The organism is Methanoregula sp. (genome assembly GCF_049686655.1).
Lineage (GTDB): Archaea > Halobacteriota > Methanomicrobia > Methanomicrobiales > Methanospirillaceae > Methanoregula.
On record NZ_JBAVIG010000063.1, the window covers coordinates 16,823 to 32,291 of the forward strand.

Below are 15,469 nucleotides of genomic sequence, written 5' to 3' on the forward strand. Positions count from 1 at the left end.
TCCGGCCGGTCAGTCCGGGGGCATCGCGGTTCTCCCGCCCGGTACCTTCTCCCGTCCGGTACCGTTTGAAAGGAAGATATGGTTTATTCCCGACCATGCCAACACTATATCACGGCTATGGAGTTCTGGGACAGGTATCTCTTCCTGCGGCATATCGCGGCAGCGCTGGCACGGGGTGTGTTCATCGCCATTATACTGCCGCTCATTCCCGTCCTCATCTTCGGGTACCCCCTCATGCCCACGCTTGCCGTTATCGGCAGCGGGTTCCTCCTCGAGTACGGTGCAGCCCCGGTGGGTATCGCGCTCGGCCTTTCCCCGCTCTTCGTCTTCTGGGTACTGATGTGCACGGAGACCGGGATCTTCCTCGGGCTCTTTGATATCTTTGACTCGATCGGGCACACCTGGCCCCCGGTAGCGGATCTCCTCGAAAAGACCCGGCAGTTCGTCCACCGCCACTCCTTTGCCGAACGGTACGGGATTGTCGGCCTGGTCCCCCTGGAGATCATCATCGGGGTCTATGCCAATGCCCCGGTCTCGTGGGTGCTGGGCTGGAACAAATACCGGTCCCTCGCATTCACGATGATCGGGTACGTCCCCTGCTTAATCCTCACGATCCTCGCCACCGTCGGCCTGATCGGGATGTACCTTCCGGGACTGGTGCACCTGTGACAGGAACACCCCGCGATCCCGCACACCCGCAGCTGCCGGAACTGCTTGCCCCCGCAGGGTCACCGGATGCGTTCCGGGCAGCCGTGGCGGCAGGAGCGGACGCAGTGTACCTGAGCGGGAAACGGTTTGGTGCCCGTAAATATGCCTCCAACTTCTCTGATGAAGAGATCGAAGAAGCAGTCCGGTACGCCCATGCACGGGACATAAAGGTTTACGTAACGGTCAACACGCTCGTCCACGACCGGGAGCTTCCCGGGGTACTTGAGTACCTGGTATGGCTCTGGTCGATCGGTATCGACGCGGTCCTCGTGCAGGACACCGGTGTCGCTCTGCTCGCCAAGAGGATTGTGCCGGGCCTCGTCCTCCATGCCTCCACCCAGCTGACCATCCACAACGCGGACGGCGTACGATGGGCCGCGGGACAGGGGTTCTCGCGGGTAGTGCTGGCCCGGGAGCTCTCCCTTGAGGAAGTCTCCCGCATTGCAGAAGAGACAAAAGATACCGGGGTCGGCCTGGAAGTCTTTGCCCACGGGGCTCTCTGCTACAGTTACTCCGGCCAGTGCCTCCTCTCCTCCGTGATCGGCGGCCGGAGCGGCAACCGGGGCATGTGCGCCCAGCCCTGCCGGAAGCCCTATGTGCTGGTGACCGGGAGCACGGACGAATACGGCAGGCCGGTCCGGGTCCGGGAGGTGCCCCTGGCAGAACACTACCTCCTCTCCCCAAAAGACCTCTGCACCTACCGGCACCTGCCGGAACTGGTCCGGTCCCCGGTCACTTCGCTCAAGATAGAGGGCAGGATGAAATCCCCGGAATATGTGGCGATCGTGGTCTCCACGTACCGCCAGGCGCTCGATGCCATTGCGGCAGGATACGGGGAAAAATCGCCGGAGGCGATGTCCGACCTGCTCCTCGCGTTCAACCGGGGGTTCACCAGGGGTTACCTGTTCGGCGATCGTTCCGGTGCTCTCATGGGCAGGGACGATACCGGCCACCGGGGGCTTTTTACCGGGACGGTAACCCGGTTTGAGACCAGGACCTCGGTGGCAACTATCCGGAAGGAGGGACCGGTCGTTCCCGCCCCCGGAGACGGCCTGCTCTTTATCCCCCCGGTAAAAACGGGGGAGTCCTGGGGCATGGCGCTCAATAACAAACCGGTGCCGGCCGGGGACTCTTACACGCTGGCCCTTCCCCGCCCGGTACCTGCCGGTACCAGGCTGTACATCACCTCATCCCGGGACCTGGAAGCAAAAGCGCACCGGATTGTCGCAAAACCCTCCCCGTGGCTCCTCCGGCCTGTACCGGCTGATATACATAGTGCAGTCGGACCGGATGGCAGGATCCATGTGGAAGGCACGATCCTGCGGCGTAACGGGACGCAGGTCCCCTTCTCGTTCCACCCGGAGATACGGCTCGAACCGGCGCGATCGCATCCCCTTACGGCAGACCAGCTTGAAATCCAGCTGAAAAAGACCGGGGGCACGCCATTTGTTATCCGGGAGTTTTCCCTTGATTACCCGGGTAACCTGTTCGCGCCGCTGGCAGTCCTCAACGCACTGCGCCGGGACCTCTTCCGGTACGTGGAGGAACTCCTTGCCGGGGCCGCCATACCCCCGGGGGAATCCGTGGAACAGGCAAAAGCGGCCCTCCGCATGTACTTCCCGGAGCAGACGGGAGGACCGGATACGCGAGGCCCGGCACCCCCGGCACTTCGCCTTGCAGTCTATACCGATACGATTGAAGGGGTACGCGAAGCCGCCCACGCCGGGGCGGAGGTGATCTGTTACGAGCCGGATATTCCCTCGGGAAAGCACCGGTGCGGTAGCAATCCACGGGAGCCATTTCCGGCATGCGTGGTAACGGCACGTGGGACCGCCCGCGCTGCCGGGGCACGGCTTATCTGGAAACTTCCCCGGATCGCACACGATGCGTATCTTGATACGGTCCTGCCGGCACTGCCAGGACTGTATGCGGGGGGGCTTACGGACTGCATGACGGACAACCACGGTACTTCAGGCGCAATCCTCAGGACCTGCCCCGCACTATCCCTGTCCGGCTCCATTGGCCTCAATATCTTCAACCATGCCGCAGTCCAGGGTGCCGGATCTTCCTACGCCGTGCTCACCCTTTCACCGGAGCTCTCGGGGGATGAGATCCGGGAACTGATCCGGACCATCCCCACGGACGGCGATCGCCCGGCATATGCCCTTATTGTCCAGGGGACCAGCGAGGCAATGATCACGGAGGACTGCATCCCGCGCCTGCTCCTTTCGTGCAGGGAGCCGTCCTGTGAAAACCGGGATGGCAATGCCGGCCTTTTCACCGGCATCAGGGACGAGACCGGGAGGATCTTCCCCCTCAGTTCAGACGGGCAATGCCGCACCCGGATCGGTAACGCCTCGGAACTCTGCCTGATCGACCGGCTCCCGGATATCCGGGCTGCGGGCATCAGCGAAGTGGCAGTCGACGCACGGGGACGGCCCCCGGCATATGTACGGGAGATGACGCGAATCTACCGGTCTGCGGTCGATCTGGCCGGCAGCAGCGGGGACGCAGTGGCACCCGCAAAGGAACTCGCGGCATTAAAAGAACGGGTAAAACGCATTGCGCTCGGCGGCATCACGGCCGGCCACTTCACCAGGGGACTCAGGGAATAACGCGGTTACAAAGACTATTGTCCGAACGTCCGGAAATGCGGGGTCCTGCCGTTTTAAAAAAGGTGCCCGTGCCGTTTCATCATCCATGAGATACGGACAGGCACGGGATAAAAACAGGATAAAAAAAGGGGTGCGGGACTTTCGTTCCCGGCTCCCGGTTATTTCTTCTTTTTCCGGTCCTTTTTGGATCCTTTCTTCCCGCCAGCCTCTGCCGGCCGTTTTGTCACCGTGAAACCCACGAGGACAACCGCGATAATAACTATGGCGGCCAGGATCCAGAGCCACGGTATCTGCCCGGGCTCAGGGGAAGGCGATGTGGTCGCGGGAGAGGACGGCGTGGAAGTATACCACGTGTCGTTCCCGACCGGAGCATTGGCACTGGCGGCCCCCCCGATCACCCACAGGCGGTCGTCCAGCACGAGGGCAGGGAAATCGAACCGGCCGGGAAACTCTGCCGAGGGGGTTGCCTCGGTCCAGTGCGTACCATCCGTGGAATACCAGGTATCGTTCATGACATGCGTAGGATCGGTGCCGCCGATCACCCATATCCTGTTATCGTACACGGGACTTGCCTGTCCTGCCCGTGGCGCAAATCCCGCTGCCGGCGTTGCCTCGGTCCACTGGATGCCGTCCGTGGAATACCAGGCATCGTTGAGCATGGTGTGCCCCTTGCTCCCGCCGATCGCCCAGAGGCGGTTGTCGAACACGCTACCGGAAAGGCCGGACCGGTCCCCGAATGCCGCACTGGCGTTTGCCTTTGTCCAGTGGATCCCGTCAGGGGAGCTCCAGACATCGCTCAGGGGGAAATGCCCGTCATACCCGCCAAACACCCACATCTGGTTGTCGAATACGGCGCTGGCAAATGCCAGCCGCCCGGGGAACCCGGCGGACGCGGTTGCTTCTGTCCAGTGAGCCCCGTCGTTCGAGTACCAGACATCGTTCCGTGCGTCCTGGCCATCATACCCTCCGATGATCCACATCTTCCCGTCAAAGACGAGCGCGGAGAAATCGAACCGTCCCGGGAACTCCGCTGCCGGGGTCGCCTCGGTCCAGTTGATACCGTCAGCGGAATACCAGGTATCATTGAGACCGGTCACACCGTTATCCGTGGATCCGCCGAAGATCCACGCCTTGTTGTCATAGACCAGGCCTGCGTGGCCTGCGCGGGTCGAGAACCCGGCCGATGAAGTCCCAAGAGTCCAGTTCTCCCCGGCACCTTCCGCCGATACACTGCCAATAAGGAATAACAGGCACAGGACAATTATAAGAGTGCGTGACGTTTTCATTCTACCACCTCGTAACCCCGCTCCGGATAAGAGCATAAGACCAAACAGGATTTCCGGTACTATTTTGTGATGACCGTCTAATCAAGGTTTTTAAACGGATATCGCTCATGCAAAAATGACGGGGATGCCCCGGGGGTCTGCAAATATTCATCATCCCGGAACAAAAATGGTTTACCGGATATCCGGGAGTACCCGGGGAAGGTTCCTGAGAATGACGTCACCACTGATCCTGGTAAACCTGAAAACATACCGGGAAAGCACGGGCAACCGGGCCCACATGATCGCACAAGCCGCAGAGATCGTTTCCCGGGAGAGCGGTGTCACTATCGGCATTGCACCGACATTTATTGACCTCCATCCGCTCTGCCACCACTTCGATATACCGGTATATGCACAGCACGTGGACGGGTGCGACCCGGGGGCAAACACCGGCCACATCACGGTCGAAGCGATCAAGACGGCAGGCGCGGCCGGTTCCCTTGTCAACCATTCGGAATGCCGCCTGACACTGGCTGATATCGAAGCCTCCGTGCGGGGCCTCAGGGACCACAAGCTCATCTCCGTAATCTGTTCCAACAACGAGAGCACCAGTGCGGGAGCTGCCGCACTCGCCCCGGATTATGTGGCCATCGAACCCCCGGAACTCATCGGAAGCGGCGTCTCCGTATCGAAGGCAAATCCCGAGATCATACGGCGCTCTGTTGCTGCGGTACGTGCAGTCAGTCCTTCCGTAAAAGTGCTGACCGGCGCAGGGATCCAGTCCGGCGAGTGCGTCAGGATCGCCGTGGACCTGGGCACAGACGGCGTCCTCCTCGCATCCAGCGTGGTAAAATCAAAAGAGCCGGCCGCCGTGCTCCGCGATCTTGTCTCAAAACTGTGATAAAACTCTTTTTTTGCCCTGGTGAAATCCTTGTGCCGGAACACATAGTATCGGACTATATTTTTGAGAGGAGGGGACAGTGACCGTCCTCCCTCACCGCCTCTGCGCATTGCGATGCTGCAGGAATTACCGGTTAAGCGGTTGCCACAGCGGCTGAAGTGAAAACCCCAAAATAGCGTTCCTCTTTGTAATGAGTTCTAATAAGAGCACTTTTTTTTGCTCTGGAGAAATCATTTGAGTTATTTGACGCTCCAGGGGCTTCGCCCCGCTGCTGGGGCGCCCCAATTGCGATTGTGCTGTATTACCTCTGCACAAAAAATTCAGAGAATTTTTACAGGTAATAACCGAGGCATCACACGCGCCCCCGCCCCCATTGGGGGCAGGGCTGGCGCAAGGAGGGATGATCATCATTATGAAAAAAATGATTTCTACAGAGCACTTTTTTTAAGATATACCTGCTACCGGTCTCACCTGAGAAACAGGAACCAGACCCCCACAATGACCACAAACAATACGACACCAATCACGATAACCGTCACGTTGCTGATATCATGTGTTTCTTCCGCCATGTAAAACCCCGTTCCGGAGCCCGTAAGGCTTCGATAATTAATCCTCCGAATATAGATATATATAGTTTTGTATGAATACGGGGAAGTGTGAAGAGGGGTGAAACCCTATCCGGGCCGGCATCGACCCGGGTATACCACACCACCCGGAATATCCCGCCCCGGTTCCAGGGTGGGGACAAAGGGGATTATATAATCAGGGAAATCAGGTCGTGCTTGGTGATCACGCCGCGCACGATCCTTCCTTCGACAACCAGGACCGCATGGTTCTGCTGGAGGATATTGACAACCGTCTCCACGTCCATGTCAGGAGGTACCGTGGGAAAGCCGGGTTCCATGAAATCCCTGACAAGGAACAGGTGGGTTTTGTGCAGGCGCTGCTGCTCGATCGCCTTGACAATGACGGATTCTGATATGCACCCGACAGGAATGCCGCGTTCGATCACCGGCAACTGGGAGATATTGTTCTTCTCGAAGATCTCGACAGCCCGGCCGATCGCGTCCTGGGGCTGGACCGAGAGTACGGGGGTATGCATGATCTGGGTGGCCCGCATCTTCCTGGGTTCGGCACTGTTGAGGACTACAATGATCTTGTTGAGAGTACTGACCCGGGGATCGACATTTCCTGCTTCGATACGCGCCACCATCGACTGGCTGATTCCTGCCCGCCTGGCAAGTTCGGTCTGTTTGAGGCCCAGCGCTTCGCGGCGCGTCCGGAGCTCTTCGGGCGCAGGTATATGCATGGTTGATTACTGATGGTGATATGAGAATATCAAGGTTGCCGTCCGGCGGGAACGAGTGGAAGATTATCCTCTGAAAATGACCGGTCCCGCAACGGACATAATACCGGCTGCACCCGGGCGATCCCAGCAAACTTTTATAACCAGCGGTTATTTTCCGGGATCCTGCCCCGGGGGCAAATTCTTTTAAACACCCGCTCTAAAGAGCTGTTAACGATAATCCAATGGACCTGAAATTGGATTAGTGTTTCATATGACCGAGTGTCCAGAATCCGATGACGATGATGAAGGGAACCATCGGGTGCCCTCTTCTGTTTTTTATGCACAGCATTTCCGGCATACTGCACCTGCAGGCCAAAGTTCCTGCACGGCTTGCAGATACCGTGACACCAGTTCTTCACTGTTCCGGGACGCGCCGGGTCCCACCTCGTGCGGATCCCCATGCGAGCTGATTGCCCCATGAACGACAGGGGGGAGCTGCCCCATAGGGAACCGGGAGGAGACTGCACGGACTCGTGTGTACCGCTTGTTCCGCACCCGCAGGATTCCCTGCCCGGGAAGAACCACAACGGACCTGCGCCAGCGAGAAAGACCGGCATCCGGGCAGCAGCAAAACGGGAGCCCTGCCTTGTACGGGAGGCACTCTTCACGGTCTCGCGTGACCATGTCCTCCATATTGTCAGCGAGCAGTATTTTTACAAGACCGAGCCGTATTACACCATCCTCCGCCACGAGATGGAAGGAAAGACAGTCCTCCCGTCCAGCAGTGCAGTACTCGACGCCAGCGTGGTGCCGATCTGCCTCGAACGGGCACACATGGAAGGCATTCCGGTCTGCGAATGGGGGATCTCGCAGGGCTATGTCCCGCTGCCGTCCATCCTGTACGGGCTGAACTATTTTGCCAACACCTCCGATTATTCGGTAGTCCGTGACAATGAGACGGCCAAGGAGATTGTCAAGCACATCACGAACAAGGGTAAATATCCTTTCTGTTACCAGGAACTCAAAGATGGTGCCACGATCGAGTCCTGTGTATCCATCTTCGGCAACACCACAGGAACGTGTGACAGTACCGCGGAGATCGCCCGGAAGATTTACGGGATCTTCGCCATCCCCCTTGTCACCCTCGTCCTTGTCCGGTACGGTGACCGGTGCCTGCTCTCCTCGCTTGCACCAACGAAATATTCACAGCTCACTCCCGCGGAACGGGCGTTGCTTGCCGCATATCTCCAGCACCAGGAATTCCTATGAGCCGGCTGGGCATCTTCGTTGACCGGAAGACCCTGTCGAACGCCGAACAGCTCACGGCGCTGATCCACTGCCGGGACGTGGCAGAGACAAAGGGCCACGAGGTGGACTTTATCTTCCCCGTGGATATTGCCAAGATCAAGAAGATGGACGCACTCTTCATCCGGGCCCGTACCGACCCGATGAACGTGACCTATGTGGCTGCACGGATGGCCAGTTTCCACGGCATCCCCGTGATCGACGACCCGCAGTCCATCCAGATCTGCTCTGACAAGATCAACATGTACTCGCACCTGATCAAAAAAGGGGTCTCCCTGCCAAAGACCGTCTTCCTTCCCAGGCATGACCTCACGGTCGAGTGCGTCACGCGCCTGTTCGATGAACTCGGGTCTCCCCTTATCGTCAAGGAGCCGTCCACTTCATTCTCCCTGCGGGTGGAGAAGGTCACCGATATCGCGGGCTTCTTCCGGGTGGCCCGCAGGTTTATCCGGCTCTCGGACTGGATCGTTGTCCAGCAGTACGTGGAGAGCAAGTACGACTGGCGTGTCGGCGTACTTGACGGGAAGCTCCTCTATGTCTGTAAGTATACGATCCCGTCGGTCACCTTCAAGATCCAGGCCTCCGTCAACGGGCATGTCGTCTATTGCGGGGTAGAGAGTGTCCCCGAGCGGAATGTCCCCCCGCATATCATAAGGACCGGGCTCGATGCCGCAAACGCAATCGGGCGGGGCCTGTACGGCGTTGATATCAAAAATAACAACGGGGATGCCTGCGTGATTGAAGTGAACGACAACCCCTCCCTCGAAAGCGGCGAGGACGAGCATTACCCACGGGTATACGAGCAGATCGTAGACCATCTTTTTGCAACGTGATTACCATGACACAAGACTGGCGGATCCAGGCCGAGACTATCTGCCTGCGCTGCGGGGGACATTGCTGCGACGGGGCGCACCCCCCGATCTCTGAACACTGTTACCGGAGGCTGGTCGCCAGTGGCGTACCGGAAGAGGCCTTCGAACGGAACGGGTACCGGTATATCAGGACCCGTGAGGACGGAACATGCACATTCTGTACCGGGGGAAAATGCGGGATCCATGCAATCAAACCCGAGACCTGCCGGGCGGGGCCGTTCACGTTCGATGTGAAAGGCGATACGATCGAGATCTTCCTCAAGTTTGAGGAGATCTGCCCGGTAGTACGGCTGTACAAGGATACACCTGAGGCCTATCGCCAGCAGTACGACCTTGCCGTAAAGAGCATCTCCCACCTGGTCTCGAACCTGACAGACGCTGAGATTGCGGCGGTCTGCAGGATCGAGGAGCCGCAGACCGGGAAAGTAGCAGAGATTCCCCGGATATATCCACGAGCGAAATGACCATCGGCACTGAACACGAGTACTCCATAAACGACAGCAGTTTTACTGCCCAGCCGGTCTCCGACCAGCTCCTCCGGGAAGTCTGCGGCCGGTACGAGAGCGAGATCCTGTTCGGCGAGGTGAAGCTCGGCAAGGAACTCCAGAAGACCGTGATCGAGATGATCCCCCGGCACCCGGTGGACGAACTTGCTGCGCTGGAGGCCCAGCTCGCAAAAGGCATGGCGAAGTTCAACCATATCTTCGGGAGCCGCTACCGGCTGCTCGGGCTTGGCATGCACCCCACCGCACGTCCCGCGGAGATCCCGGTCTGGGACCACGACGAGGGGGAGTACTATGAGGCCTATGACCGGCTCTTCAATATCCGCCAGCATGGCTGGCTGAACATCCAGGCCCTGCAGATCAACCTCTCCTATGCCGGCGAGAAGCACCTGGTCTCCCAGTACAACCGGATCCGCACGCTCCTCCCGTACCTCATTGCAGTCACGGCCTCTTCTCCCATGGTGGAAGGCAGGCTGACCGGGACCTGCGACAACCGGCTCGTCTATTACCGGGACAACCAGAAAGAGATCCCGTTGATCTGCGACCGGATCGTGCCGGCAATGATCCGGACTGTCGCTGATTACCGTTCTGTGCAGGAGAAGGTGTTCTGCGAGCTCCGGTCCCGCGACGCGGAGATCCTCTGCGAGGAATGGGTGAATTCCAGCGGCCTGATCATCCGCTTCTCCCGGCGCTGCCTGGAGATCAAGGCCCTTGACGAACAGGAATGCATCCGGTCCGATATGGCGGTCTGTGCCTTTGTCCGGTCGCTGCTCCGGTGCCGTTCCCTGCCCGTTGAGCATGATCAGGAAATAGTGCTGGCACTCACCGAAGAGGCGATCCAGGAAGGTACTGCCGCATTCAGGCCGGAACTTGAGGCCCTCTACAAAGCCGCATGGACACACGCCACTGCCGATGAGCGCACCTACCTGCCGGTCATCCATGACCGTATCTCAAACGGAAGCCTGGCTGAACGGATCCGTGACCGGGTCTCAGGAGGCGAGGGAATTGTACCGGTCCTTGAGGATATGGCAACTGCTCTCAGGTCCAACCAGCCCTACATGACGGGATGAGATCGGTTTGCCATGACGGTCAGTTCCGCTGATAAACACCATTAAGAGGGGGAGCGGACTACTCTTGTCCGGGTCGCTGATCATGGTACGGACGTTACTTTCGGAAGCCGAAGGATATGAACTCCTGAATACGGCAGGGGTCCCGATCCCCCGGTTCCAGGTTGCCCGCACGGCGGAGGAAGCGGAGAAGGCAGCGGAAACCGCCGGATACCCGGTGGTAATGAAAGTAATCTCCCCGGATATCGTCCATAAGAGCGATGCCGGGGGGGTGATCACCGGAATAGCTACGCCCGGTGAGGTACGGGAGGCATTCGGGACGATCCGGGAGAATGCCGGGAACTACAAGCCTAGTGCCGTGATCTCCGGGATCATGGTCGAGCAGCAGCTCCCACCCGGGCTCGAACTGATCATCGGGGGGAAGACGGACCCGACCTTCGGGAAAGTGATTACGATCGGCCTTGGGGGAAAACTGGTCGAGCTGCTGCATGATGTGGCGATTGGGGTACTGCCCATTGAAGAGAGCGATATCCGCAGTATGGTCCGGGGGCTGAAAGGCTACCGGCTGATCGCAGGGTTCCGGGACGAACCGGCCCGGGACGAGGAGGCGCTGGTCGGGATCATCAGTGCGGTGAACCGGATGTTCCATGCCGATCCCCGCATAACAGAGTTTGATATCAATCCCGTGGTTCTCTACGAGAAAGGCGCATGTGCTGTCGATGCCCGGTTTTACATCGATGATTCACCGGCGATAACGAAAACCCGGCAGATGCCGGAAATGCAGTCCCGGATCATGGACATCCATTCCATCGCGGTCGTCGGGGCCTCGACCGATCCCAACAAGGTCGGGTACGCCGTCTGCCGGAACCTGCTCACGTTCCCCGGGTCACTCTTCCCGGTCAACCCGAAATCCGATACTATTCTCGGGCGGAAGTCCTATCCCGATCTTACATCAATCCCGGAACCGGTTGACCTGGCAGTGATTGTCATCCCGGCTGCCGGCGTTCCCCGGGTTATCGAAGAAGCAGGAAAGAAGCAGATCCCGCTGGTCATCGTGATCTCTTCGGGATTCCGGGAGATCGGGAAGGAGGGGATCGCACTTGAGGAGGAATGCATGTCAATCGCACGGAAGTTCGGGATCCGCATCATGGGACCCAACTGCCTTGGGCTCATGCTTCCGCACCTTGCCATCAATACGACCTTTGACCCGGTCTCCCCAAAGCCCGGCAATATCGCGTTCATCTCCCAGAGCGGCGCGATCATTACCACCATCGTAGACTGGAGCCTGCCGGAGGAGATCGGGTTCTCGGCAGTCATCTCTATTGGCAATCAGGCAGATCTCACCTTCGAGGATTTCATCACCTGGGCCGGCGACGACCCCCACACAAAATCCATTATCCTCTATGTCGAGCAGATCCGGTACGGCCCCCGGTTCATGGAGGCTGTCAGAAAAGTCTCGCCAACAAAACCGGTTGTTGCGATCAAATCCGGGGCCTCTCAGATCGGGCAGAAAGCTGCATCGTCCCACACGGGATCGCTTGCCGGCAGCTTTGATGTCTATATGGCCGCTTTCCACCAGGCCGGTGTCATCCCGGCAAGTTCGATCCGCGAAGCCTTCCAGGCCGCCGAACTCCTGGCCTCGGAAGGGTACCCGAAGGGGATCCGTGCCGTCGTGATCACCAATGCCGGGGGATTCGGGGTTCTTGCATCAGATTATGCAGAACGCTATGGGATCGAGCTCGTAGAGTTCTCCCCGGACCTCATCCATGAACTCGATGCAGTCCTCCCCGCAGACTGGAGCAGGGCGAACCCGATCGACATGGTGGGTGACGCAAGCGCAGACCGGTTCGCCCGCACATTCAATATCATGATCCAGTACCAGGACCTCTGGGACATCGCATTCGTGATCGCTGTTCCCTCGGCCATATCGGACCCCATCCGGGTCTCGAACGAGCTGGTCAGGTTCTCGAAGAACACCCACAAGATGATCGTAGGCTGTATGATCGGCGGCGACAGCATGAAGACACCGCTCCGCATCCTCCGTGACGGCCAGATCCCGAATTTCCCGGACCTGGAAGACGCGTTCAGGGCGGTCGGGACCATCTGCAAGCACAAGTGCAGCACCGGGCTTGCGGAGTGCCGGCACGATTGATATTTTTTATTTTTTTGCGTCTCTCGTGGTTCTATTTTCGTATCCTCTATAATTATGATGAACGCCGCCTCCCCCGACGGGGCGCCCCCGCGGCGGATCAGTAACAAAAAGCAAATTAATTAACCCTTCTTGCCCCGCCGTGCCTCGGAGAGGCCCTGAGGCGGGGAACCCTCGTAGAGTTACAGGATCGCACGTGAAACAATTGGTTCCTATCTTTTTTTACTGAACAAATTGCAGGGATCACAACGTAATCTTCTTCAGAATCTGCCCGTTCCGGAACACGGTGATCCCGCCGCCGCTCTGTGAAACGACGATTCCCACGGCTTTTGTCACCTGGGTTAACGCGGCAACAGAGTTGTGCCGGGTTCCCATGCCCGGCGGGAGGGAGACGTTGCTTGAGTCGACCGTGATGTAGCGGCCAACGGATTCGACAAACCCGTCACCGGTGATGACAAACGCCCCGTCCAGCTGGGCAAGGGCCTTGATGTTCTCGCTGAGCTGGGGGTTCGTGACCACCCGGAGCTCCGGCTTGTGCCCTTCGAACGGGTTGAGGATGATCTGCCGGGACTTCTCGAGCACGTTCTTCGTATCCCCGATCAGGAACGTGGTGCCGACCGGCTTTCCCTCCCGGCCTTCGATGGAGATCTCCGTGCAGATATGGAAGACCGCATCAAACACGTCTTCATGGATATCGGTATCCCCGATCACCATGTCCTTCCAGGTGTCGGTGCTGATCCTTACTTCGCCGCTCCGTTTCCGGTCCGTAATGTCGTTGCCTATGCAGAGGATCTCGACAAGCCGTCCCTGCTCGTCCCGGATCGCCTTGTTGATCCAGGCGATCCAGACACGGTCGCCATTGCGCCGGACGTTCTCGTTCACGTTGACCGCAAAGCCCTCGGCATTGAACCCGATATCGTTTGCCATCATGGAGAGGTCGTGCTGGACCCGGGATTTCTGCGGCACGATCGTGCCTACCACATTTTTCCCGATCACGTCCTCGCTCGCATAATCGAAGAACGTCAGCGCATACCGGTTGAAGAAGGTGATCGTGCCATGAGTATCCATCCTGATGATGATGCTCTGGGTGTTCGCCAGCACCTCCCGGTACCTGGCCTCGCTCTCTTTGAGGGCATCGGCGATCTTCTGTTTCTCCGAATTGTCGGTGACGACAAAGGTGCCGCCCCGGGGGATGTCCCGGGGATCCAGGGGCCGGACCTGGAGGTGACAGGGGACAAGGGTCCCGTCGGCCTTTGCAAGCCGGCAATCCGAATGGCCAAGGCCGGCTGCATCCTTCCGGACCAGGAACTCGCGGCAGACCTGTTCGTATTCATCGGGGGTTTTGAAGAGCGCCCGGAGCTCTTTTCCTATCAGGGTTGATTCCCCATACCCGAGGAGAGTGAAAAAAGGGCGGTTTACCCAGTCAATGATCCCGCCCCGTACCTGGAATATGCCAAGCGGGGTTGCGGAGAGGATGGTCGCCAGTTGCTCGTTCTGGACCTTGAGCTCGCGTTCCCCCTTCTTCCGGAGCATGGTCTGTTTGATCATGGTAACCATCTCGAAGAGCTGGGGCCGTATATCACCGGTCTTCGGGAGCGCGAGTTCCGTTGCGTTATTCACCTCCTCAAGGGAGAGCCTGCCCGTGCCCCGCCGGCCAAGGAGGATGACGGGCGTGGTATTTCCCTGGGTCTTGAGATATTTCAGGAACTCGATCCCGTTCATATCCGGGACGAATTCAATACCATTCACGTCCGGCATCTGCTCGTACGAGACGATGATGTCGAATGTCCTGCCTTTCAGCTTCTCGGCAGCCTGCTTGATCGAGTGGGCCTGTTCCACCCGGATCTCCCCGGTCTTTTCAAGGAATGTGCGGATCTGGGCGAAAAGATCGGTATTGTCATCGACGAATAAAACAGAGATCATCGTTCATCAGCCGGAATACCCCGGGGAGTGTATGTATATCAGGTGGAGAGTGGAGCGATAAATAGTTGTTGAACAGGGAAAACCGGGAGGCGGCTGAAATGAAAAAAGACGGATGACGGAGGAGGAAAAAATGCGAATAATAATTCCTGGGAAATCCTTGTGTCGGTTAAGGTATTGACAGGTATTTTTTCAGAGGGGGGAAGGGAGGGGCGGGGATAGTACCCGTCCCCCCCTCACCGCCCCTGCGCATTGCGATGCTGCAGGAATTACCTTTCGGAGAGTTATCGCTATTCAGGGGTTGTCACAGCGGCGGGGGGTCAGGGGGATGCTCCCCTCGGGCTGCTTCCCCCTGTGGGGGAGAGAGGGGGTCACACTCATAAACACCAGAAAATCACGCACAGTTCAGAATAAAACAGGAAACATTCCCAAAAAAATTATTCTCCGGAATGGGATACAATGGCGAGCTGGTACATCCAGTCCATCAGCGGGTGGCATTCCTCGACAATGCATTCGAGCTCGCACCCGATACAGGGGATCAGCTCGTCGCCTGCCAGCAGATCGGAGGGATTGACCGGCATCTGTTTTGCACGCAGAAGATAGGTCTTGATCCCGTCTTTTTTGAATTCAACCCGTTCGATAAGCCCGCTCTCTTCGAGTTTCTTGACGATGCGGGAGCACTTGCGGCTGTCTACGCCCAGCTCTTTCCAGAGTTCGCTCTGGAGCACGCCTTCCGGCTTGGACTGGATCAGTTTCAGTCCTTCTTCAACAGGATCTCCCACGATTTCACCTCGGATACGTCAGATTACCGGCGCAATAGTCAGGATATTATTTCCACGGATGACAACCGTGCCGAGGCTCCGGCCCCGCTGGTTG

The 15,469-nt window shown here is 58.4% G+C and carries 12 protein-coding genes; 8 read left to right on the forward strand and 4 right to left on the reverse strand.

Annotated features, from left to right (window positions below; genetic code table 11):
• The first annotated feature begins 117 nt into the window (after positions 1-117).
• Together WBL42_RS08375 and WBL42_RS08380 are read left to right on the forward strand one after the other, a co-directional pair.
• Positions 118-669, forward strand: a complete 552-nt coding sequence (locus WBL42_RS08375) for a hypothetical protein (protein WP_424720822.1) — start codon at positions 118-120, stop codon at positions 667-669.
• Positions 666-3,323 carry a DUF3656 domain-containing U32 family peptidase gene (locus WBL42_RS08380; RefSeq protein ID WP_424720823.1) on the forward strand — a complete coding sequence of 886 codons (2,658 nt, stop codon included), beginning with the start codon at positions 666-668 and terminating at the stop codon, positions 3,321-3,323. The genes WBL42_RS08375 and WBL42_RS08380 overlap by 4 nt, the downstream gene beginning before the upstream one ends.
• Positions 3,324-3,481: 158 nt before the next feature.
• Here WBL42_RS08380 and WBL42_RS08385 read toward each other — a convergent pair whose 3' ends face one another.
• Positions 3,482-4,609 (reverse strand): Kelch repeat-containing protein, encoded by a 1,128-nt coding sequence (locus tag WBL42_RS08385; RefSeq protein WP_424720824.1) that lies wholly within the window; start codon positions 4,607-4,609, stop codon positions 3,482-3,484.
• Between the two features lie 211 nt (positions 4,610-4,820).
• Between WBL42_RS08385 and tpiA the strand changes: the two genes are divergently transcribed.
• Entirely contained in the window at positions 4,821-5,489 is a 669-nt protein-coding gene (gene tpiA, locus WBL42_RS08390) for a triose-phosphate isomerase (protein ID WP_424720825.1), read from the forward strand.
• 754 nt (positions 5,490-6,243) lie between these two features.
• Here the strand turns inward: tpiA and WBL42_RS08395 are convergent.
• Complete coding sequence (locus tag WBL42_RS08395; protein ID WP_424720826.1) at positions 6,244-6,798, reverse strand: CBS domain-containing protein; 555 nt, start codon at positions 6,796-6,798, stop codon at positions 6,244-6,246.
• A 456-nt stretch (positions 6,799-7,254) separates the two neighbouring features.
• Between WBL42_RS08395 and WBL42_RS08400 the strand changes: the two genes are divergently transcribed.
• From WBL42_RS08400 to WBL42_RS08420, 5 genes are all read left to right on the forward strand, one after another.
• Positions 7,255-8,046 carry a hypothetical protein gene (locus WBL42_RS08400; RefSeq protein ID WP_424720827.1) on the forward strand — a complete coding sequence of 264 codons (792 nt, stop codon included), beginning with the start codon at positions 7,255-7,257 and terminating at the stop codon, positions 8,044-8,046.
• Complete coding sequence (locus WBL42_RS08405) at positions 8,043-8,915, forward strand: ATP-grasp domain-containing protein (protein WP_424720828.1); 873 nt, start codon at positions 8,043-8,045, stop codon at positions 8,913-8,915. The genes WBL42_RS08400 and WBL42_RS08405 overlap by 4 nt, the downstream gene beginning before the upstream one ends.
• A gap of 5 nt (positions 8,916-8,920) precedes the next feature.
• Positions 8,921-9,418: a YkgJ family cysteine cluster protein gene (locus tag WBL42_RS08410; RefSeq protein WP_424720829.1), complete on the forward strand. Its 498-nt coding sequence runs from the start codon at positions 8,921-8,923 to the stop codon at positions 9,416-9,418.
• Positions 9,415-10,527 (forward strand): glutamate-cysteine ligase family protein, encoded by a 1,113-nt coding sequence (locus WBL42_RS08415; protein ID WP_424720830.1) that lies wholly within the window; start codon positions 9,415-9,417, stop codon positions 10,525-10,527. Before WBL42_RS08410 ends, WBL42_RS08415 begins: the two co-directional genes overlap by 4 nt.
• Before the next feature lie 82 nt (positions 10,528-10,609).
• The gene (locus WBL42_RS08420) at positions 10,610-12,676 is read left to right on the forward strand and encodes an acetate--CoA ligase family protein (protein WP_424720831.1); all 2,067 of its coding nucleotides are present in this window, start codon (positions 10,610-10,612) and stop codon (positions 12,674-12,676) included.
• A gap of 240 nt (positions 12,677-12,916) precedes the next feature.
• Here WBL42_RS08420 and WBL42_RS08425 read toward each other — a convergent pair whose 3' ends face one another.
• Both WBL42_RS08425 and WBL42_RS08430 read right to left on the reverse strand, forming a co-directional pair.
• Positions 12,917-14,596 (reverse strand): PAS domain S-box protein, encoded by a 1,680-nt coding sequence (locus WBL42_RS08425; RefSeq protein ID WP_424720832.1) that lies wholly within the window; start codon positions 14,594-14,596, stop codon positions 12,917-12,919.
• A 434-nt stretch (positions 14,597-15,030) separates the two neighbouring features.
• A complete protein-coding gene (locus WBL42_RS08430; RefSeq protein ID WP_424720833.1) occupies positions 15,031-15,375 on the reverse strand; it encodes a helix-turn-helix transcriptional regulator in 345 nt (114 codons plus the stop codon).
• Between the last annotated feature and the right edge of the window lie 94 nt (positions 15,376-15,469).